The following is a 23,080-nucleotide window of genomic DNA, read 5'->3' as shown; positions in this document are numbered from 1 at the left end:
GCGTTTCAGCCTTGTGACAGAGGCGACTCTTGCCCCCAGGGACGCAACTGCAAAAGAAGCGATTTTGCGGTTCCATCCCATTTGCCTTTCGAATGCGGATTTGGGTCTTTCGCCAAAAATGGCGGAATTTCAAGGATTTGTTATTTGAAGGATTGGGACGCAATTGCAATAAGGGATGAATTGCGGTTGCATCCCCGACCCCATTGGGATGTAACCGTAATAAGGGCAAAATTGCAGTTGCGTCCCACTGTTTCCATAGCAGCGCACGCGTATCGTGCCCACTCACCATATCGAGAGGCCTTTGATGAGCGGATTTGATCAGCGCCTACTACACCACCGCGCTACTGTCCTACTGCACCGCCGCGCTACTGTCCGCACCTACTGAGCTACTGCACCTACTGCGCTACCACCCTGCCACAAATAATCACTTATCCACATTTGTTGTGCATAACCCACGGCATGTCGAAGAAGCTCGAACCACATACCTTGATTTAGCTTTCCTTGCACGATGACAATCGTTACCGTTGCGATATGAATACCGTAATGCCTTCATCCTCGATGCAGAGTGATCTTACCGAACGCCGGCAAGCAATAATTGAACGCTGCACTAGCGAAGCGCAGCAACTAGGACGCACGCTGCTATTTGGCATGACGACGTCATTGATGTTGCAGTCCGTGCCTTTGCCCGAAGATTGTGACCTTGATATGTCCAAATTGCATACGGTATCCAGCATGAAGACCCGAAGAGTCCGGGCACATGCCTCCACATTGTGCTCGCATATATGGAAACCAATCCCGCAAGCCAAAAAGGTGCGGATTAATCAGCATGTACTAGCACTGGATCTTTTCCATGTCTGGGCACAACTCGCAAGTCATGTTTCCTTGCGGTCGCTGATAATTCTCGGTGATGCCATTATTACTGCCGTCCACCGTCAGCCTCTTTTGGCGCAAAATCGCGACGGCTCTTCGATATATCGGGATTTTGTATTGTCAGTGGAACGTATGCCGAAATTCAGCGGGCGGATGTCATGCGTGCGCGCTTTGATGCTGATGAGCCCCGGCGCGGATTCGCCAAAGGAATCCGAGAAGAGGCTGTCGCTTCAGTCCCATGGCATTCCCAAAGCATCAGTCAACTATGTTGTTCCCAAGATTTTGTTTACTTCCGGCTCTCCAATTACTTTGGACCTCGCTTGGCCTCAATATAAAGTTGCCGTCGAATACGACGGTGATCATCATCGAACCGACAAGGTGCAATGGCGGCGAGATCAAGAAAAGCGAGGAAAACTACAAGGACGTGGTTGGATTGTATTCGTGGCGACAGCCGCCAGCCTTGCGGATGATTATGCAAAAGCCGAATTCGCTTTTCGTGTAGGTCGTGCACTGGCTTTGCGTGGGGCTCAATTTACGTTCCGCTTAAAGGCGTTGTCTTTGGATCAGTTGGCTCCATTGCCTCGGACTATTGATTGGCGAGAATTGGAAGCGAGGAAATAGCGGGATGGAACTGCAAAGAAGACGATTTTGCGGTTCCATCCCATTCGCCTTTCGAGTGTGGATTTGGGCCTTCCACCCAAAATGGCGGAATTTCAAGGATTTGTGATTTGAAGGATTGGGACGCAATTGCAATAGGGGATGGAATCCAGTTGCGTCCCAGTGCTCAGTGGGATACAACCGCAATATGGGCAAAATTGCGGTTCCATCCCACTCAACGATGCGCATGTCACCGCTCGCGAAGCGGGGCGAGCTGGAAGACTTCGTCGGATTGGGCGGCGACTTCAGGGCTGTGCGTCACGATAATCACGCATTTGCCCTCGTTATGCGCCAAATCCTTGAAAATTGCCATAATGTCGTCCTGCGTGGCAAGGTCGAGATTACCGGTGGGCTCGTCAGCCAGAATGATCTGCGGGTCGTAGCTCAGTGCGCGTGCAATGGCCACGCGTTGCTGCTCGCCGCCGGAAAGATGCAGGATGCGTTCGTTCAAGTACTCCGGCTGCAGTCGCACTTTTTCAATGAGCTCGGCGGCGATTTCCTTCTTTGGCTTATCGAAGGTCTTGCCGGAGGCGTCCATCGAGAGAATGATGTTCTCCGCCACGGTCAGCGCCGGCAAGAGATTGAAGCTCTGGAAGATCACGCCGATATCGTGACTGCGGAAACGATAACGGTCCGCCTTGGCCAGATCTTCACCATTGTGCAGCACGCGGCCCTTGGTCGGTGTGGTCAGTCCGGACAGCAGCGAGAGCAGCGTGGTCTTGCCTGCGCCGGACGGGCCGGTAATCGAAATGACCCGACCGGTGCGGAACACGTAGTTCTTGTCGATGAGCACGCGCTTACCGCCCTTGGTGTACGAGTAGGAGACGTGCTCCAGCTCCAAGGCAGGTTTGGTAGCGGGGACTTCTGCGGAAGTCGCAGATTCAGTAGTGGTTTCAATTGCAGTATCCATGATGATTTCCTTCAGGTTCACGAACGATCGGCAAGAATCTGCAGCGGTTCGTAGCGCATAACGAACACGATGCCGACCAGTGCGGAGATAAGCGTCAGGCCAAGGCCGATGAGAATCAGCTGCCCGACCACCGCCAAGTTCACGGTGGCGTTGATTTCGCTGACATAGTCAACGGCCTGACGCATGCCGCCCGGTCCGCCCTGCTGCGAAGGTTGAGTGTTATTGCTCTTGGTGGCGTCTGTGGAATTGGAGTCAGAGGAGGACGAGCTGTTCGAATCCGAAGAGCTCGAGTCGGACTGCTCGCCGCTCGGTCCGCCGCCCATATCCGCCGCGCGGCCAAACTGCTGCTGTTGGCTCGATGCCTCGGATTCCTGCGCGGAAACCTGCGATGCCAGCAGTTGGTTCGACACCGGTACGGAAGCCACCGCGCCGCCGGCTACGCCAAGTGCGATGCCGCACATCGTCACGATCAGCAGCTCAATCACGAACTGTGCCGCGACCTTGGCTTTCTTCACGCCGATGGCGGTCAGCACGCCGACCTCATACTTGCGCTCGCGGATATTGAACAAATTGAGCACCACGAGCACCACGGCACCCACCACGAGCACCACAATCAGCAAGGTCAGTGCGAACTTCGCGAGATTATCGAGCGGCACCAGGCTGGATTCGTACTGTTCCACGTCCGCGGACTGCACGGTGTAGGTGTCGTCCAAGCCAGCGGCCTTCACATCGGAGGCGAAGGTCTCGTAATCATCTGCATTGGCGAGCACGTAGGTGTAGTTGAGCTGGGTTGCGGTGTTGTCGTTGTCGTCGTTCGCGGTGGTGTCGGAGTCGAGCCCCAGCGACTTCAGCGTAGAAACAGAGGTGTAGATCGCATTATCCGCGTCCTGCGAAGTGCCACCCATCGGGCCCATCGCGTTGGTGTTGCTGGAGGTGGAGTTCTCGTAGATGCCGCAGATGGTCAGCGTGTAGGTGAGCGAGGTGTCGCTTGGATTGGTCACGGTGATGGTGTCGCCCACGGAGAGATTGTTGAAGTCGGCCAGGGTTTTGGAGATGATGACTTTGCCGTTATCGGACTCGCCGTAGCCGAACACCTCGCCGCTGGACATCGTGAACGAACCGTTGGATGCGTTGGCGATGGCGGTATCCGAGGAGAAGCCGGTCAGGGTGAAGTCGCCGGAGGTCATCATGTTGCCGGGACCGCCGCCCATGCCGCCTCCTTGACCGCCGCCGGGACCTTGCTGGCCGTCTCCGGAAGTGGAGGAATCGGAGGAGGACGAAGACGACGAATTAGAAGAAGAGGAATTCGCGGCATTCGCCGTGCTGGACTCCACCGGCTGAAACGAATCGGTGCCGGAGACGCCGGTGCTTTCGGAGTAATACGAGCTCACCGAAACGCTGGAGGCCTTCTCATACTTCTGATAGTCGGCCAACGTCAGGCTGCTGCCCTCCAAGGCGCTGCGCATCGAGTCAAAATCAGGTGCGGAATCCCCAGAATCCGAAGAATCTGAGGAATCGGAAGAATCCGAAGAACTGGATTGCGATTCGCGCGCCTGCTCCATCAGCTTGCTGCGGTCCACGCTGATGGTGGCGGTCACGGAGGTGTTCGCCAATCCGGTTTCGCGCGCGGTGCTTGCCGCGTTGCGAATGGCGAGTCCGATGGTGGCTGCTGCGGCGATGATCGCCACGATCAGCACAATCAAAATATTGCGGCCTTTGTTCCGTATCACGGTTTTCCAGGCGTTGTTCAACACAAACATAAGAGGTCCTTGAAAGATTGCGCGGCACCGAAAAATCCAGCGCCGCGGAACTGTGTTTTGTTCGCAAGTTCCCCGCAAGGCAGCCGGCCTCGCGCGGAACTTCTGCCCCTAACTATCGGCGTCCATGATGATTGCGCGCTGGTGTGAGGCTGGGCGCTACTGACAAACTACGTTGCACTTGACTGGAACGTTCCTGAATGCTTGCTGAATCAACAATCCCCGTCTTCGCCTTCAAAAGTTCATCTGTCGTCCTCGCTTTTTGTGCGAGGTAGTGGAAGAATGGCAGTCAAGATCGCAAAGCCCGCCCGGGCCAGCAAGGGGGCAGTTATGAGCATTGGAGCAATCATTGGCATTGTTATTGTCGTTCTTATCGTGGGCGTGATTGGTTGGGGTATCAGCGCCTACAACGGATTGGTGACACTGAAGAACCGTGTGAAGAACGGCTGGGCGCAAATTGATGTGCAGTTGAAGCAGCGCGCCGATCTGATTCCGAATTTGGTGGAAACCGTTAAGGGATACGCTTCACATGAATCCCAAGTGTTCACGCAGGTGACTCAGGCTCGAGCCGGTGCCGTGGCTGCCGCGAATGATCCGAATGCTACGATTGCGCAGCGTACCGCCGCGGAAAACCAGCTTTCCCACGCATTGCTCAATCTGCAGGCCACTGCAGAGGCCTACCCGCAGCTGCAAGCCAATCAGAACTTCATGAATCTGCAGGGTCAGCTCAAGGAACTGGAGAATAAGATCGCATACGCCCGTCAGTTCTATAACGATGTAGTGTTGAAGCTCAACACCGCCATCGAAACCGTGCCGACCAACATTATCGCTGGCCTGTTCCATTTCGAACAGGCGCAGTACTTCCAGGTTGATGAGTCTGCACGCGAGGCGCCACAGGTGAAGTTCTGATGAGAAAGAGATTGATTCGGGCCACTATCATCAGTGTGGTTATCACGCTGATGGTCAGTGGCATGTTCATAGTGTTCGCCTTCGGCACGACCATGGCCGCTGGAGTCGTCTCCGACCTGAGCTATCGCACACTTGACTATGACGCCACCTTCACCACTGAAGGCGACCTCAAAGTTACGCAGCATATCGATATGAAGCTGCTGAAGCGCAAAGACGATAACGGCGACACCAAGCCTTGGAAGCAGCTCTATCAGCAATACACGCTGCGTAGCGACAATCTCACCGATATCAGTGATATCTACGTACGCAATGTCACTGATGGCACCACATACCAGGAACAGTCCGAATTGACGATGCCGAACGAGGTGCCGAGCGATGACGCATGGAATTCCGATTACGCCGGCCATTGGTACATCGCGGACGTAACCGCTGGCGAGAACAACGCCCACCCCTACACCCCTGGAGAAGATGCGCTCACCGTCACCACGCCGGGCAGTGCCGACGCCACCCAGAAAACCGTGGAAATCGGTTGGAACATCCCCGCCACCGAGTCCGCGGATTCGCTGAAATTCGATGTTTCCTTTACGTTGCATGATGTGGCTACTCAGTGGGATGACATCGCAAGCTTGCAGTGGGAGCCGTTCGGTAAATCCAATCCTGTGCCGATTGGCACAGTGAGCGGCACCGTGTATTTCCCGGACGGCATCACCTCAGACACTTCATGGGGCTGGCTGCACACCGAACGCACGTCGGAAACCCGCCGAGCAGCAGATGGTAGCCTGAAATTTAAAGCCTACAATGTGCACTCCGGTGACTATCTTGACGTGGTCGCCGCATTCAAAGCGACCCCAAACGACACCGGCATCGCCCGCCATCTATCCGGAGACCACTTGGACGCGTTGAAGCAAAGCGAATATCAGCAGGAGCAGCAGTGGCGCGATAAGCAGCGCACGATGGCTCGCGTGCGTCTGGGCATTTGGATTGCGACGGTGGTGCTCGGTCTCATCTTCTGCGCATGGGGCATTGTGGCCGTGATCAGAAGCAATAGGAACTCGAAATACCGCGGACCTATTGAGTACTGGCGCGACCAGCCTGGCATCAGCCCGGCTTCGGCTGCTCGACTCATCGAAGTGGTGGAGCCGCCTAAGCATTCGCGCCCAATGAACCGCGAGCTTACGGCAACAATGCTGTCGCTCGCCGTCAAGAAAGCCATCGCCATCTACCCGGGACCTTCAGACATGTATCGCGGCATCGATATGAGCAAAGCCACGCCGGCTGGGCTGAGCCACATGATTGATGCCGATGCAGGCAAACGCCGAGCCGCTCGCATTACGCGCACCGTTGTGATTCTGCCGGAATCCATCGATGGCGTGCCGAACGTCGGGCAGCTGGGTTTAAGCGAGTCCGAGAATGCGCTGCTGAACCTCATGATTGTAATCTCCAAACGCGTCGGCTCCCCGGTATTCGACTTCGGTCAAATGAAGCGGGCCTGCAAGGATTGGGAAGACGGCTATCTGGAGCTCGACAAGTTCACTGGCGCTTGCGATATCGAATACGCGCGTCTGAACGCCTCGCGTTCGCGCGGCTGGCAGGCGATTGTGGCTGGTATTTTCGCGGGACTCATCGGTTTCGGCTCTATGATGAGCAATGCGATTTTGGGCTATGCGATGGTCGGTGTAATCATCGGTATGCCGATTTTCTTCGTCGGCATGTTCTCCATAGCAGGCAGTGCGGCAAAGGAACTGACTGCACAGGGCCAGGAAATCGCCGGTAAATGCCTGGGTCTCAAGCATTACATGCAGGATTTCTCCAGCTTTACCGACCGCGGTACCGCCGACTTGGCCATGTGGGATTGGTATATGGTGTACGCCGCCGCATTCGGCATCAGCGACCGCGTGGCCGCCGAGCTGGCCAAGGCGTATCCGCAGGTGACCGATCCGCGTTGGCTCGACGACAACGCCTCCGATTCCACGCTCTACTGGTCCTATCGTTCACACAGCTGGGATGACGATGCCCGCTATGGCTATGGAACCCAGGCCGGTATACAGGGCGGTGGTCTCGCTGGTCAGTTTGGCGGCTCCTCGTATGTGCCGAGCTTCAGCGACCTTGGCTCGCAACTTTCCTCCGGATTCGCGGACATCACTTCCACCATCGATGCCGCCGCGCCTTCAAGTTCGTCGAGCAGTGGTGATTTCAGCTCCAGTGGCAGCTTCTCTGGTGGCGGGGGCTTCGGTGGTTCTTCCGGAGGTTCCGGTGGCGGCAGCTTCGGGGGCCGTTAAGACGCCTGCGATATTTTCAGCGTTTCGTTTCTGAGGAACACCATTGCAAATGCGCGCAGAGGGCCTGCCTATTCCCTCATCTTGATGGCGTGTCGTACTTGGCTGCGTAGTTATGTCAGATTCATCACAGTAGCGAGTTCGTTCACATAATGGTGTGATTCCGTACTGCGATAAGGCAAACGGGGGTGTGCTTTAACTCGGTTAACGATTTGCAATCGTTTGCATCGTTGATTTTGCAACGTTTGCAGTCGGCGATTTGTTCCGTGGTCGGGGGTATTCTGCGCCCTATGAGGCCTGAAGGGAGTTCTGTGCGCGATACGTGCGTGTCACAGGATGGCGGTTCATCTCGGCGGACCTACTTGTTGGAGGAGAAACAAGGGGATCAGAATGCTTCGCCTGTCGAATAATGCAATCGGACGAGTGCTGGTGGCTATATTGGCCACAATAGCCATGTTGGTAACGGGTGTGAATCTCACTCCTGTGGCCAATGCGGCTGAAACTGCATATAACCCGGACGCCCCGGCCGTGCAGGTTACCAGCGGCGTGACAGTCAAGGTGTACAAAGACAAGAACCATACACAGCTGTATGATCCGAATCAGCCTGTCGCGATTGGCCAGACGTTCTACGGGCAAATCAGCTTCGACTTCTCCGACGCCGAGAAGCCTACGCTTGACAGCCCAACGCGTTCCTACAAGTTCCCCGATAACATCAACGTCAAAGATGTGAAGAGCTCCACGCTGTATGACAGTGAAGGCAATGTGGCCGGCACGTGGTCGATTAACAATGGCGAGGTTACCGCTACCTGGAATGAAGACTGGCTGACGCAGCATCCCTCTAACATCACATCATTTGTGAGCTTTGATTTCACGCTCAACGAAGATGCTGGTGGAAATGACAACAAGGAGCACATCACGTTCCCGGGTGGTGGCGGTGATATCACCATCACCATCGACAAGTCCAAGGTGAGCGGTCAGAAGGATTACGAACTGAACGATGACGGTACCGTGACCTTCACTGTGACGTTGAAGCCGCAGTTCGCCGTGCAGAACATGGTTGTCACCGATACGATGGGCTCCAACTTCACGTTTGTCGATGGCTCCTTCCAACTTGACGGCAAGCCTGTGAATGCGGTCGTCAGTGGCCAGAAGGCTACCATTACCCTTGGCGATCTGGCTAAAGCGGATAAGGACGGCTACCAGCTCACTTACAAGGCGCAGCTCACCGATGCCGCGAAGCAACTGCTCGCCCAGGGCAAGAAGCTTGATAACGCTCAGAACGTTGCTAACTGGACCTGGGATGGCTCCGATAATCCTGGTGAGGCCGACGTCACCCCGAACTTCAGCTACAAGATGGTGCAGAAGTCCAACGGCTCCGGCACTGCTTCCGATATCAAGTGGACCGTCAAGCTCAACACCGGCAGTCTCAAAGCCGACATGGGCGGCTATAAGTTCACGGATCAACTGCAGGGCGGCCAGCATTACATTGGCTCGTACACCGTGAAGGATGCCAAGGGCAAGGTTGTAGCCACTGGTGAGCTGAATGGCTCGGCCGATAGCTTCAATTACACATTCCCGGACGATGCCGGCGCGCAGCAATACACCATCGAATACCACACTGCGCTCAATGATGAGAATTCCACTGCCAAGGTGAACAACCACGCTGAAGTCACGCCTCCAGACGAGAACCACCCCGGTGGCAGTGACGATGGTTCCTACACCCCAAAGGGCCCGGAACAGCCGGAAGACAAAAACACATACGTCACCAAAGACGTGGATTCCTCCACAGCTGCCACGGACGGCAAGGCCGAATGGACCTCTTTGGTGAAGTTCTCGCTAATGGCTGCAAATACTGATCCAACCAGTGTGCAGTTTACTGACGAAAAGCTTGAATTTGACAAGGCGTCGAACGCCGATGGGTCCAAGGACGGTGGTTTTGGTTTCGATCAGGACCGTAAACCTGTGCTCACTATTGGCGACAAGACGCTCACCGAAGGTACCGACTATTCGCTCGATAAGTACGGTGCGGACGCATTCAAAATCACATTCAAGTCCAGCAATGCCATCAAGGCTGCCATTGGTAAGTCCGATGTGCAGGTGAAGTACTGGACCGTAAGCGACAAGACGCCGGGCGTCTATAAGAACACCGCCAAAGTGAAGTACAACGGCAAAACCACTTCAGCCAGCAACTCCTACGACATCGAGAACACGAATCTGGTCAATAAGACCGGCTCGATGAAGTGGGACAAGGACTTCGACTGGAGCCAGATTGACCCTGCCGACACACCAAGGGTGCTTGGGTGGCCGACTGGCAGGTCGATGTCAATAAGGGCGATGGCGGTATCGGCAAGGTCGATACACTTGGCAATCCGATTGTCGTGACCGATACTTTGCCGCAAGGTATGAGTTATGTACCCGGATCCGGCGAGTATACAGTGAAGGCCGGCAGTAAGCCTGGCTCAAAGAAGGGTGAACTTGATGGCGTAATGAACGCCAATGGCCAACTCACCTTTACCATTCCTACGAATGCTGTTGAGCAGCAAGACGGTTCCGACAAGGCGTATGCCAAGCTCACCTACCAGACCGCGGCCAAGGGCACCGGTAGCGAGGTCTCCTTTACGAATAAGGCCGCAGCTGATTCCGGTAGCATTCATTTCGGTGAAGATTCCGACACCGTCAGCGGCAGCAGCAAGGTTATCGACAAGTCCGCAGCGCAGGTCAAGGACCTCAACCGCGTGCGTTACACCATCAAGGTGAATCCGGAAAGCGCTGATCTTATCAAGGATTCCGATACCGTCACTCTGTCTGATGTGATGGATCCTGAAGGCACGTTCATTCCGGCGTCGCTCAAGATTACGGACTCCAACACTGGTGCCACGCTCATTGTGCCCGCCAAGGTAGAGAACGTGACCGTGGAAGGCAAGCCCTCCAGCAAGCTCACACTCACCCTGCCGGACTCCACGCCCGTTACCGTAACGTACGATGTGAAGCCAAACGGCAAGCCTGGCGACAAGGTGAATCTCACCAATACCGTCACGCTTGAAGGTGTTGTCAACGGGCAAGACATCAACAAGAATGACTGGGAGGTTACCAACCCGACCTCCGGCACCGACGGCGCCGCGGGCTCGATTTCCATCACCAAGGCTGATTCCGCGGACCTGTCCCGCTATCTGTCCGGCGCGAAATTCGCGCTGTACAAGGTGGATATGAACAAGCTTTCCGGCAACGCAGTCGCGTTCGAACAGGTGCAAAAGGCGTCAGCCCAGGTCGGTGGCAATGTCACCACCGACACTTCCGGACATGCTCAGTTTGGCTCGACTGACCAGCCGTTGGAAACCAATACGCTCTACTACTTCGTGGAAACCAAGGCTCCGACCTTCAAAGCCGACGACGGCACGGTCACCGAATACAAGCTGGACGCTAGCCCGCATTACTTCATGCTTCCCGGTACTGATGATAATGAGGCTGCTGCTGCGCTCGCCAGGGCCAGGGGATTCGGTCTGCCGGTTTCAGACAGCACTTCGTTCAACGTGTACGATGAGCGCAAGCCCGTTGCAGTGAAGGGATCCGTAACCCTCGGCAAGCAGCTGACCGGCCGCGCATGGACTGATGCTGATGCGTTCGGATTCCAGCTGTCCCCGGATACGACGAACAGCAAGGATGTGACTGCTGACGAGCTCAAGGCAGCCATGCCGAAGGCCACCACTGCCACCGCCAAGAAAACCGGCGATGGTGCAGACGGCAGCATCTCCAAGTTCACGTTCGGCGACTTCACGTTCTCCGAGCCCGGCACCTACGCCTACACGGTGAAGGAAACCAGCAAGGGCGGCAACGGCGTGACCGTTGATACCCGCACTGCCAACGTGAAATTCACCGTGGATCGGAAGGCGACTGGCGTCCTTGAAATCAAGGGCGGCCAGGCTGAAGTGTCCGGCATCACTGAAAATCACGGTGACTGGACGTTCGAAAACATCTATAAGCCCACCGAAACCACGGTCAGCAATGCCATCAAGGTGAAAAAGACGCTTGACGGACGCCCGTGGCGTGACGGTGATTCGTTCGAATTCCGTCTGCAGCCCGCAGCGCCAACCGAAGATGCTCCGCTTCCAGCCGGCGTAACCAATGGCTACGCCAAACTCAATGTGACTGATGCCAACGAACACGCATTCGGCAGTATCACTTACACCAAGGCCGGCGAATACCACTACACCGTGTTCGAATACACGCCTACCGGCAACAATGGCGAGCAGGCTTTGCCCGGTGTGGATTACTCCAACGCGCTGTATAACGTTACCGTCACTATTAAGGATGATGGCAACGGCAAGCTCAGCAATGATGGCGTCACCATGACCAAGGCGCAGAACGATAACGGTACTGCGGCAGACAATGCAGTAGTCAAGAGCAATGTGGCCGCGGTGACCAATATCTTCAAGCCGGAAGAGGCCAACTTCGGCCTACTGGTCATGAAGAAGTACATGGATAAGACGGGCTCCAACCCACTGATCAATGGCAAGTTCTCCTTCACGCTTACTGCAAAGGACGGTGCCCCGCTCCCGACGAGTGCTACAGGTAATTCCGTGGTCGCCAACGTGACCAAGGCCGGTGTTGCTTCATTCCCTGAAATCAAGCTCACCAGCGCTCGCGATGACGGCAAGACCTACACGTACATCCTGAACGAAAACGTACCGGTTGGTGCCGTGCCAAGTGCCGATGGCAAGACCGCCACGTTGAACGGCATGACCTATGATCGCACCACCTACATCGTGCAGGTTCCTGTGGCCATGACCACCGACAAGGACGGCAAGCAGGTACTGGGATACCAGGTCAACGTGCTGGACGAAAACGGTAGCAAGATCGATGCTTCCAAGCTTGATAGCGGCCGCCCGGTGTTCTCCAACACCTATGAGCTCGCTCCAGTTGAGGCAAATATTGCTGGACAGAAGACGCTGACCGGCCGCGACATAGATTCGAACGAGACGTTCACGTTCCGTCTTGCCGCCGCACAAGACGATACTACCGAGGCTAAGGCTGCTCGTGCCGGTCTCAAGGACGATTCCATTGTCCTTGGTTCGGACCCGTCTGCTGACGAGTTGGAAACTACTGTTGCGAAGGCACAGGATAGTCAGCCTGCCGCTTTCAACTTCGATGGCGTTCGCTTCACCAAGCCGGGAACCTTCAAGTTCGCGGTCACCGAGACGGGCAACGTCAAGACCGGAACGCAGAAGGACGAGCACGTCGGTTATGTGACCGTTACGGTGAAGGACAATGGTGACGGTACGCTTACTGCCACCCCTGCTTATGACAATGCCGATGCTCTGACCGATTCGGACAAGGCAGCTACAGATAAGTCAACCTTCACCAACATCTATGCGCCAGCTGGCTACACGTTCTTCCAGCTGCACAAGAAGCTCACTGCCGCAGACGGTGTTGCCGCGCCAAAGCTCACCGCTGGCAAGTTCAGCTTCGGCCTGTACCAAGGCGGTAACGCTACCGGCACGCCAATCCAGACCAAGAAGAACATTGCCCCGCTCAGTGGCGACACTGCTGGTCACATCACCTTCGACCGCATCAACTACACGCCTGCCTCGCTTGCACAAGCCGTGAACGATGGTTATGCGATCTACACTGCCGCCACCAAGACTTGGAACCTGACCTATACGGTTGCCGAGCTGGATGCTGACGGTAACCCGGTTGCTGCAGGCTACACAAAGGATGGCATCACCTACGATGCCACCACTCGCACAGTCGAAGTGACCGTAACCGATACGGGCAAGGGCTCTCTTGCGGTCAGCTATAAGGTTAGTGACGGCAATCCGAATACATCCACCGACGCCGACTCCGAGGAAGCCGCCTTCAACAACGTGTACACGCCAGCTCCTGCAACGGCTGACCTGTACGCGCAAAAGGTGCTCGACGGTCGCGATTGGGCCACGGATGGCTCTGACAGCTTCGATTTCAAGCTCGAAGCCGTCAGCGGCAAGATTGCTGCAAACAAGGCTGATGTGGCCAAGGCCGGCATTCCAATGCCTGCCGGTGCGACGAATGGAGAACTTACCAAGACCGTAACTAACGGCAATGAGTTCAACTTCGGCGATATCACGTACACCAAGGCCGGCACCTATGTGTACAACATCAGCGAGGTCACGCCTGGCAATCCATTGCCCGGCGTGTCCTACTCCACCGATCTCTACCGTGCCACGGTCACCGTAACCGATAATGGCAAGGGTCAGCTGAGCTCCAAGGTTGCCATGGAACTGGTTTCCAAGGTCGATCCTGCCGCCAAACAGGGTAAGGCCGTCGAAACCAAGGCTCAGAATGGCGAGCCATTAGCTCGAATCACCAACACCTACAATGATGCAGACGGTCAGACCGCTGTCGCCGGTGCCAAGAAGGTCACTGGTGATGATGGCAGCGACCAAACCGCGAACTTCGCGAAGAAGTTCACGTTCACGCTCACTGGCAAGGATGGTGCCCCGATTCGCGTCGAGGATGCGGGCAAGCTTCAGAACAAGAACGAGCTGACCGCTACCAACAATGCGGACGGTACAGTATCCTTCGGCAGCCTCCACTACACGCTGACTGATCTGAAGGATGCCGCTGCCGACGCCAACGGCACACGTTCCAAGACCTTCACCTATGAGGTTGCGGAAAGCGGTACTGCGAATGGCGTTACCAATGATGCTGCCGCGACCAAGACCTTCACGGTTACCGTGGCAGACAATGGTACCGGAGCGCTCAAGGTGACCACCGAGCCGGGTAATGCAGCGAAATTGTTCTCCTTTGAGAACACGTATGCCGCTGCGGCCCAGTTCACGCTCACCGGCATCAAGAAGCTCACGGGCCGTGCTCTGAACGAGAACGACAAGTTCACGTTCAACGTCTACGAAGGCACTGATGCCACTGGTACTCCAGTCGCCACTGGTACCAATGACGCCTCCGGCAAGATTACTTTCGACAAGCCGCTGAGTTACACACTCAAGGATCTCGGCAACCACACATACACGGTCATCGAATCCGAAACCGACCTGCCCGGTGGTGTGAGCGCTGTGACCCGTACCCACACGTTCACCGTGAACGTTGCAGACACGAAACACAACGGCACGCTGGATGTGAAGGCGTCTGGTCTCGGCGCAGACGACAGCCTTACCTTCGAGAACAACTACGCCACTACGGACTCCACTCCGATTGAGTTCAAGGGCGTGAAGCTGCTCGACGATGGTGATTACGCCACCACGCTCGCCCAGCTCAAGGGCAAGTTCACCTTCACGCTCAAGGGGCAGGATGGTGCGCCACTTCATGTGCTCAGCGAGGATGGGCAGACCTCTGCAAATAAGACCGAGCTGACCGCGAAGAACGATGAGGCCGGCAATGTCGACTTCGGCAAGATGGTGTACCACTTCGCCGATCTTGGTGGACAGGCCGAACGCACGTTCACGTATGTCGTCACCGAATCCGGTGATGTCGCGGGCGTAACGAACGACGCGAAGACCACGTGCACGTTCACCGTGACCCTGCACGACAACGGCGATGGCACCCTAAGCGCCACAACCGACCCGGCTTCCGGAGCACTGTTCTCCTTCACGAATACATACTCCGGCGGCACTGCGACCGACTCCTTCAACTTCACGAAGACGCTGACCGGCCGCAACCTGAACGACGGTGAATTCTCGTTCACCCTCACAGGCGCTGCTGGTGCCCCGATGCCGGAAGGTGCGGAGAATGGTGTGAAGACCGTCGCGAACGGCAAGGATGGCAAGGTCGCATTCGGCAAGATCACCTATGCCAAGCCCGGCACCTACGCGTACACCGTGCGTGAAGTCGCCGGCAATCTGAACGGCGTGACCTATGACGATACCGTGTACGCCGTTGCCGTCACCGTGGTGGACAACCACGACGGCACGATGAGCGCCACGCATCAAATCATGCGCACAACAGCAACTGGTTCCACTCCGGTGAAAGACAAGGACGCGGCGTTCACCAACACATACACGCCACCGTCACCGACTGTTACGCGTGGCACGGCCGAGCTGCGTGCTCAGAAGCAGCTCGAAGGCCGCGACTGGCGAAACGGTGATGCATTCACGTTCAAGCTCGAGGCAGTGGACGGTACGCTCACCGACAGCGGCACGAGCGTGACCAAGAATGATGTGCCAATGCCTGCCGGTGCCCAGAATGGTGTACTCACGCATGACGTCACTGATGGTAATGCATTCGGTTTCGGCCAAATGACTTACGAGAAGGCTGGCGTCTACAGGTACAACATCAGCGAAGTCACGCCTGAGCATCCGCTGTCTGGCATCTCCTACTCCACTGACTGGTATCGTGCCACGGTCACCGTAACCGATAACGGCAAGGGGAAGCTGCACTCCGCGGTTGTCATGGAATTGGTCTCCCAGCAAAATGGAAGTGCGAAGACGGTGAATGCCGGCGGCGATCCGGTGGCCATATTCACCAATTCCTATGACGCAGTCGGTTCGATTGCCATCGCTGGTACGAAGCTGGTGAAGGGCGACGACGATAAGGACTACACGGCCGAATTCGGCGGCAGGTTCTCGTTCACGCTCACCGGCAAGGATGGTGCTCCCATCCGCGTTGCAGGCGATTCCGGAAAGCTTGAGACTAAGGATTCGCTGGTAACGAAGAACACCACGGCTGGCACTGTGAACTTTGGCGCGCTGCACTACACGCTTGCCGATTTGGCCAATGCCACGCCGACGGCCGACGGTACCCGTTCCAAGACCTTCACCTATGAGGTTGCGGAAAGCGGCGCTGCGGATGGCGTTACCAATGATGCTGCCACAACCAAGACCTTCGCAGTCACGGTGACCGACAACGGTACCGGCACTCTCAAGGTGACCACTGAGCCAGGTGATGCAGCGAAGCTGTTCTCCTTCGAGAACGCGTATGCCGCCGCGGCCCAGCTCACGCTCACCGGCACCAAGACACTTGAAGGTCGTGCGCTGACCGCCAACGATGTGTTCACCTTCAACGTCTACGAAGGCACTGATGCCACTGGTACTCCAGTCGCCACTGGCACCAATGACGCCTCTGGCAAGATCACCTTCGACAAACCGCTGAGCTACACGCTCGCCAACCTCGGCAACCACACGTACACGGTCGTCGAATCCGAAACCGATTTGCCCGGTGGCGTGAGTGCCGTGACCCGCACCAGCACGTTCACTGTGAACGTGGAAGACAAGGACCACAACGGCAAGCTCACGCTCACCACAAACGGTCTTGACCAGAACAACGGTCTCACCTTCGAGAACAACTACACCACCACGGACTCCGCTCCGATTGAGTTCAAGGGCGTGAAGCTGCTCGATGCCGGTGACTACGCCACCACGCTTGCCCAGCTCAAGGGCAAGTTCACCTTTGCCCTCACCGGCGTGGATGCCGCGGATTCCTCCAAGCCGGCTCCGCTGCCAGGCAAGGCGGAAGTCACTAATGACGCAGCCGGCAATGTTGACTTCGGCAAGGTGACATACAAGTTCGCCGACCTGAACGGTCAGGCCGAACGCAAGTTCACCTACACAGTCACCGAATCCGGCAAGGTGGCAGGTGTCACCAACGATGCCAACCTCACTCGCACCTTCACCGTAACCATCAAGGACAACGGCGATGGCACGATGAGCGCCACCACCGACCCAGCCTCAGGCGCGTTGTTCGACTTTGCGAACACCTATGCCGCAGGCAAGGCGACCGACTCCTTCAACTTCACGAAGACGCTGACCGGTCGCAACCTGAACGATGGCGAATTCACCTTCGCCCTCGCAGGTGCTGCTGGTGCCCCGATGCCGGAAGGCGCGAAGAACGGCGTCGAGACCGTGACGAACGGCAAGGATGGCAAGATCGCATTCGGCAAGATCACCTATGCCAAGCCTGGCACCTACGCGTACACCGTGCGCGAGGCTGCCGGCAACCTGGGAGGCGTGACCTATGACGATACGGTCTATGCGGTCGCCGTCACCGTGGTGGACAACCACGACGGCACGATGAGCGCCACACATCGGATCGTGCGCACTACACCTGCTGACGGCACTGGCCAGCCGGGCTTGACTGAAGTGAGCGATAAGGACGCGGTATTCGCCAACGTCTATACGCCTGCTCCCGCCAAGTTCACCTTCAACGCCACCAAGACGCTGAAGGGCCGTGCTCTGAAGGACGGCGAGTTCACGTTCGAACTGCGCGACGCCGATGGCAAGACGCTCCAGCAGGTGAAGAACACCGCTCACGGCACCATCGCCTTCGCTCCGATTGCGTTCGATAAGGCCGGAGAGTACCAGTACACGATTCGCGAAACCGCCGGCGATGCACAAGGCATCTCGTACGACAAGACCGTGTACACAGCCAAGGTCACTGTGGTCGACGATCTGAACGGCACGCTGACCGCTGCGGTTGCATATTCCTCCGGCCTGCTTGGCCTCAACCATGCGGCTCCGGCATTCGAGAACACCTACACGCCACCGCTGTCTGATACCGGTTCCGATACGGCGACCATTGCGGCATTTGCATTGGTTCTGCTTGGCGGTGGTCTGATGCTCGTCGCCATTCGGCGCAAGCGCGAAGGGGGTATGGTGACCAGTAAGGCCGCCTTCCACGGCCAGCATTGCAAGTAACCCGATAGACCGCGCATAAGCCGCGAGAGTAAGTAATGGGTGCCTTCTCTGACGGGAGGGCACCCATTACTGTTAACACCCCCGTACTATAACGGTTGAAGGGGGGTAAGGTATAATGATTTTCTTACCCCTTATTCGGGATGGTGGTTGTTATGAACAGTGACGTTCAAATCTATCGGGGGGGGGTATCGCTTAGCGCCCCTTTCAATGCAGCACAAGGTGATGCCATGCGTATCGCAGTATGCTGCACGCTGAACGTTAGAGGCGGCGCCGAATCCGCTTTGTCCCGGCTGCTGAAAATCCTGCGTGACTATGGTCACAAGATTGATGTGATCATATGCACCGATGAGCAGCATGCAGTTCGGGATCTGATACCGGAGGGAGTGCAAGTACACTACCTGCACTCCGATACATGGTTTTCCGGCATGATGTCCGGGCTCAATTGGCAGGCAACGCCGCGGACCTTCATACTGATTCGTCGTTGCATTAAAGCAGCGGCAATGCTATTCGGCGTTCGGCCATCGTGGTGGTCAGACGCCTATGCCATGCGTCATGTAACGGGACTGCCACAGGATGCTTTTGATGCTGTATTGGGTTTTACGGGACCGGGCATATCGATGACTGTTGCATCGTCTCTATCAGCTCCATTAAAAGCGATATGGCTTCATGCACATCTCCGTTTGGGCTTTGCATTTCGCGATTTAATTCCGGATTTCGACACCATATTCTGCGTTTCACATGAGTTGAAAGAGGCCGTCGATACGAAATGGCCTCAATATGCCAATAAGACCCAAGTGCTGTACAACCTCATTGACGCGGACGGCATTAGGCAACGGGCAACCCAATATACGCCTCGGTGGCGCGATGCGAATGATTTGCATATCGTGACCGTTGCCAGACTGGACAAAATCAAAGGATTGGATATCGCGATTGATGCAGCAGCGTTGCTGCGTGACCGTGGTCTTGCTTTCACCTGGTATGTGATAGGAGGAGGATACTACAGAAAACCGCTGGAACGCAGAATACATCGGTTGCATCTGGAAGATTCCTTTATACTGTGCGGCGATATGGCAAACCCCATGCCATATGTCAAACATGCGGACCTCTATGTGCAACCTTCCAGAAGCGAAGGATTCGGGCTCGCCGTGCAAGAGGCGTTGGTGCTGCATAAACCGGTAATCGCTACGGATATACCGGCAATGAGCGAACAGATCGAACATGGCGTGACCGGCGTATTATGCCCATTGAATCCCGAGGCCTTCGCTGAAGCAATACTTTCGTTGGCCTCATCACCGGAGCGGAGGGAGAAGATCAGTGAGCATCTGAAGACCATCGCGCACAGCGATGAGGAAACAGTGGCGCAACTGATGAACTATCTGCATTCATCGGCTAGGTCTTCTGCCAAGTAAGGCGCAATCATGACGGGCCAGAATACTCATTGGCAGACCATGCTGAACATGTCGGCTACCATTGCCACATTTGCCGTGAGTATCGCCATCGGAATGGTGCTGCCTCCATATGTGGTCGCCAAAGTGGGAGTGGAGGCCTACGGGTTCACGGGCCTGGTCAATAGCCTTATGGATTACGCGTCTCTGCTGACCATAGCCCTGAATTCAGTCGCTTCGCGATTCATCACCGTCGCCTACCATCGAGGCGATGCCAAGCAGGCGTTGCGCTATTATTCATCGACGATTATCGCAAATATAGCCATGTCCTTAGTGGTAATCGCTGTGACGATTCCGCCGCTGACCATGTTGGAGCTGTTCATCCGCATTCCCTCCGCTCTTCTTGGTGATGTCAAGGCATTGTTTGCCTGCTCGCTTCTCGTATTCGTCGTTTCCGCGGTAAGTTCCGTGTATGGCGTGGCCATGTTCATCGGCAACAGGTTGTATATCACCAGCCTGATTAATCTCATAGGCACGCTTGCCCGTCTGGCAATGCTGCTCGCATTGTTTGGATTATTCCCGGCGAATATCGTGTATGTTGGAGTGGCCGGATGCGTTATGAGCCTTACGGTTGCAGTGCTCTCCTGGTACGGTAAGCGCCGCATTCTGCCTGATCTGAAATTCAATATACGTTTCGTTTCCTGGAAACCGTTAACGGAAATGATTGCCGCCGGCATATGGAATGTTGTGATCAAAATGCAGCAGATCATGAGCAGCGGCGTACGACTGCTCATTGCGAATCTCATCACCGGCCCGTATTTGATGGGCATGCTGTCTGTCGCGCAAACAATTCCATCAGTGCTGAATGGGCTTATAGGCCGTATCTCTTATATTTTTTCGGCACCGCAGATGCAATATTATGCGCAGCGTCGCATCGATCTGCTGATTCGCGAATTAGTGTATTGCATGCATATCTGCGGATTTTTCGCCGACCTCGCTTTTGTGACCACGGTGGTTATGGGATGGGATTTTCTCCGGCTTTGGCAGCCGGGGCAGGATGACTCGCTGCTCTATGTGCTGATGGTGTGTTCATCCGCCGGATTCCTTACGTCCGGCATCTCCATGACCTTGCAGAATCTGCCGCTCATGCTCAATAAGCTACGTACCTATTCGTTGGTATGGCTTGCCTCCGGGGTGCTCTGCCTGATGTCGATGTGTGGCTTTGCGCTGCTGCTTCCTCGATGGGCGATTATCGCGATTGCCGTTATGCAACCGGTATTCGATATCGGTACGAATGTGATATTCGTGGCAGGCTATGCGGCTCGATGTCTTGAGCTTCAACGCGGATATTTTATTCCGTTGTATATTCGCCAATTCGGGGCCACGGCGTTGGCTTTGGTGGTGGCCGCCTTATTCCGGTTGATTGTGGGGCAATGGTTTTCGGTACGCGGATGGGTGACGTTTGCGGTAATGAGCATGGTGTGCATGGCGCTTGTTGCCGTTGCCGATTGGCTTGTTCTGCTTCGCTCTGATGAGCGCCGTCGTGTGATTGCGATGCTTCAGCAGCGTTTGTGCATGGCGAAAGGGCGATCATGAGTAACGGTGCTGACGGAGGAACGTATTGCAATGCTGACGCGGCCGCGCCGGTGGTCAGTGTCATTGTGCCGGTCTACAACGTGGCGCGCACGCTTGACCGTTGCGTGAACAGTATTCTGCATCAGACATATCAGCACTTGGAAATCATTCTTATCGATGATGGATCAACTGATGGTTCATCGCGGCTGTGCGATGCATTGGATGCTCGTGATCCACGCATCAAGGTGATTCATCAGCGTAATCAGGGGCTATCCGCCGCGCGGAATGTCGGCGTCGATCACGCGCATGGGGTGTTTGTTTGTTTTGTCGATAGCGATGATTGGCTTATGCCGGAATATGTGGGCAGCATGGTTGATGCCGCTGTGCGGTATCAAGCCGATATGGTGATTTGCGGATATTCCAATGTCTCAATGAGCGGTAATACATCGCAATCATTACCGTATGGTGGCGTGTGCAATGGCCGTGAATATCTTAATCATGCGGACATTATCAACAGCGTATATACAGTCGCCTGGAATCGTCTGTATCGCATCGATTTATGCAGAACAGTGCGTTTCCCCGACAATCTTTTATATGAAGATCGGTATACGTTTTTCCGTTTCTTCCATGAAGCGAATATCGTCGTTGGATTGGGAAAATCGCTGTATTGCTATGACAATAATCCCGATGGCATAACCCACGCCATTAATGATGTCCGCAAATTAGACCTTGCGCAGGTATATCTCACGGAGATTCGTTTTTATCTGGATCATGGATATGACTCGATATTACGGGGATATGCCAATACTCTAACGGAACTGTTCCTGAAACTGATAGGAACGGTGTATCGGCAGCGGAAAGAGGAAAGCAGAGAGGCGTACCCGCAACGCGTGAACTGGCTATTGGCCGAGTTGGATGATTTGCTGCCGCGTATTCGACCCTATATCTCGTCATGTATAGCGGCATACTGTGCATTGCTGTGCCGCCATGTAAAGGTTTATATGGCATTCGCCGGGTTGCGCTATCGGTGGCGTGGCCATATGGATCCGTTGTTCAGACTGCTGCATCGGGCCAAAGCGTGGGTGGTGAAGCATATTGTGCGGCCGTTACGGAATATGTCGCATTGACATATTCACATTGGAATGCTTGTGAGAAGAAGCTTACGGCTTATAGTTACCAGTAGAACCTGCATTATCCGTCGCATAGATTGAAGGAGTCATCATGGCATTGTTCCGTAATCTTGGTCCGTTCTCCACCACCGCCATTGGGCACGGTGAAATGCCGCTGACCATCGAAAACAATCGTGGTCATGAAGTGGGCCTCGAAACCCTGCATGCTTCATTGGATGCCGGTTGCCGCCACATCGACACCGCCTGGGCCTACTACACGCCGGGCGAGGAGGAGCAGACCGGTGAGAAGTTGGTGCGCGAGGCTTTGGCCACGTGGAAGGGGCCTCGCAATGAAGTCACCGTGGCCACCAAGATCGGCCTGCGCCGCGTGTGGGGTGAGAATGGCGAGCCGTTGTGGCCGCGTGACGGTAAGCCCGAGCATCTAATCGAATACGGCAAGCAGTCCGCCATGGCGCTCGGCGTGGATACCATCGATCTGCTGTACCTGCACCGCCATGATCCGGAAGTGCCGTACAACGAGTCCATTGAAGCCCTGAAGCAGCTGGTGGATGAGGGTGTGGCCCGAGTGGCCGGCGTATCCAACGCCTCGATTGAGCAGATTGATATCGCACGTTCGATTTTGGGTGACAAGTTGGTGGCCGTGCAGAACCAGTACTCGCCGATTCACCTGGAGACTCAGGACACGCTCGACTACTGCGCCAAGCTCGGTCTCGCCTTCGTGTGCTGGAGCCCGCTCGGCGGATACCGCCACCCTTACGATGAGTCCAAGTTCGACCCATTCCGCGAAGTGGCCGCCGCCCACGGCGTGAGCTATCAGCAGGTGGTATTGGCTTGGGAACTTGCCAAGGGCAACCACATGTTCGTGATTCCGGGCGCCCACCGCCCCGAAACCATCCTTGATTCCCTGAAGGCCGACCAATTGGAGCTCAGCCCCGAAGAGCTCGCCAAGCTCGGCTGATTCGGATAGTTTATTTTTCTGCAAAAGGGTATGC

At 55.7% G+C, this 23,080-nt stretch carries 11 protein-coding genes; 9 read left to right on the top strand and 2 right to left on the bottom strand.

The features are described from left to right. The first annotated feature begins 531 nt into the window (after positions 1 to 531). Positions 532 to 1,491 carry a hypothetical protein gene (locus CSQ86_RS08245; RefSeq protein ID WP_243387760.1) on the top strand — a complete coding sequence of 320 codons (960 nt, stop codon included), beginning with the start codon at positions 532 to 534 and terminating at the stop codon, positions 1,489 to 1,491. Between the two features lie 226 nt (positions 1,492 to 1,717). On the opposite strand, the gene CSQ86_RS08240 is transcribed toward CSQ86_RS08245, so the two are convergent. Together CSQ86_RS08240 and CSQ86_RS08235 are read right to left on the bottom strand one after the other, a co-directional pair. Further along, positions 1,718 to 2,437 (bottom strand): ABC transporter ATP-binding protein, encoded by a 720-nt coding sequence (locus CSQ86_RS08240; protein WP_100494633.1) that lies wholly within the window; start codon positions 2,435 to 2,437, stop codon positions 1,718 to 1,720. Positions 2,438 to 2,454: 17 nt separating this feature from the next. Next, complete coding sequence (locus tag CSQ86_RS08235; protein ID WP_243387758.1) at positions 2,455 to 4,167, bottom strand: ABC transporter permease; 1,713 nt, start codon at positions 4,165 to 4,167, stop codon at positions 2,455 to 2,457. A 357-nt stretch (positions 4,168 to 4,524) separates the two neighbouring features. On the opposite strand from CSQ86_RS08235, the gene CSQ86_RS08230 reads away from it, so the two are divergent. The 8 genes from CSQ86_RS08230 (at position 4,525) to CSQ86_RS08195 (ending at position 23,046) form a co-directional block, all read left to right on the top strand. Continuing rightward, entirely contained in the window at positions 4,525 to 5,103 is a 579-nt protein-coding gene (locus CSQ86_RS08230) for a LemA family protein (RefSeq protein ID WP_100494631.1), read from the top strand. Next, positions 5,103 to 7,382 (top strand): DUF2207 domain-containing protein, encoded by a 2,280-nt coding sequence (locus CSQ86_RS08225; protein ID WP_100494630.1) that lies wholly within the window; start codon positions 5,103 to 5,105, stop codon positions 7,380 to 7,382. Before CSQ86_RS08230 ends, CSQ86_RS08225 begins: the two co-directional genes overlap by 1 nt. A 450-nt stretch (positions 7,383 to 7,832) precedes the next feature. Further along, a complete protein-coding gene (locus tag CSQ86_RS08220) occupies positions 7,833 to 9,761 on the top strand; it encodes an isopeptide-forming domain-containing fimbrial protein (protein WP_133119276.1) in 1,929 nt (642 codons plus the stop codon). After that, complete coding sequence (locus CSQ86_RS08215) at positions 9,680 to 17,998, top strand: Spy0128 family protein (RefSeq protein ID WP_100494627.1); 8,319 nt, start codon at positions 9,680 to 9,682, stop codon at positions 17,996 to 17,998. Before CSQ86_RS08220 ends, CSQ86_RS08215 begins: the two co-directional genes overlap by 82 nt. 227 nt (positions 17,999 to 18,225) lie before the next feature. Beyond that, entirely contained in the window at positions 18,226 to 19,407 is a 1,182-nt protein-coding gene (locus tag CSQ86_RS08210) for a glycosyltransferase (RefSeq protein ID WP_165773808.1), read from the top strand. A gap of 9 nt (positions 19,408 to 19,416) precedes the next feature. Continuing rightward, positions 19,417 to 20,979, top strand: a complete 1,563-nt coding sequence (locus CSQ86_RS08205; RefSeq protein WP_100494625.1) for a polysaccharide biosynthesis protein — start codon at positions 19,417 to 19,419, stop codon at positions 20,977 to 20,979. After that, positions 20,976 to 22,085 carry a glycosyltransferase family 2 protein gene (locus CSQ86_RS08200; RefSeq protein WP_100494624.1) on the top strand — a complete coding sequence of 370 codons (1,110 nt, stop codon included), beginning with the start codon at positions 20,976 to 20,978 and terminating at the stop codon, positions 22,083 to 22,085. The genes CSQ86_RS08205 and CSQ86_RS08200 overlap by 4 nt, the downstream gene beginning before the upstream one ends. Positions 22,086 to 22,179: 94 nt before the next feature. Beyond that, positions 22,180 to 23,046 (top strand): aldo/keto reductase, encoded by an 867-nt coding sequence (locus CSQ86_RS08195; RefSeq protein ID WP_100494623.1) that lies wholly within the window; start codon positions 22,180 to 22,182, stop codon positions 23,044 to 23,046. The last annotated feature ends 34 nt before the right edge of the window (positions 23,047 to 23,080 follow it).

The sequence above is a fragment of the Bifidobacterium felsineum genome, from assembly GCF_002802915.1.
Classification (GTDB): domain Bacteria; phylum Actinomycetota; class Actinomycetes; order Actinomycetales; family Bifidobacteriaceae; genus Bifidobacterium; species Bifidobacterium felsineum.
The sequence above is the reverse complement of the archived record's forward strand: the minus strand, read 5'-3'. Positions and strand labels throughout refer to the sequence as shown.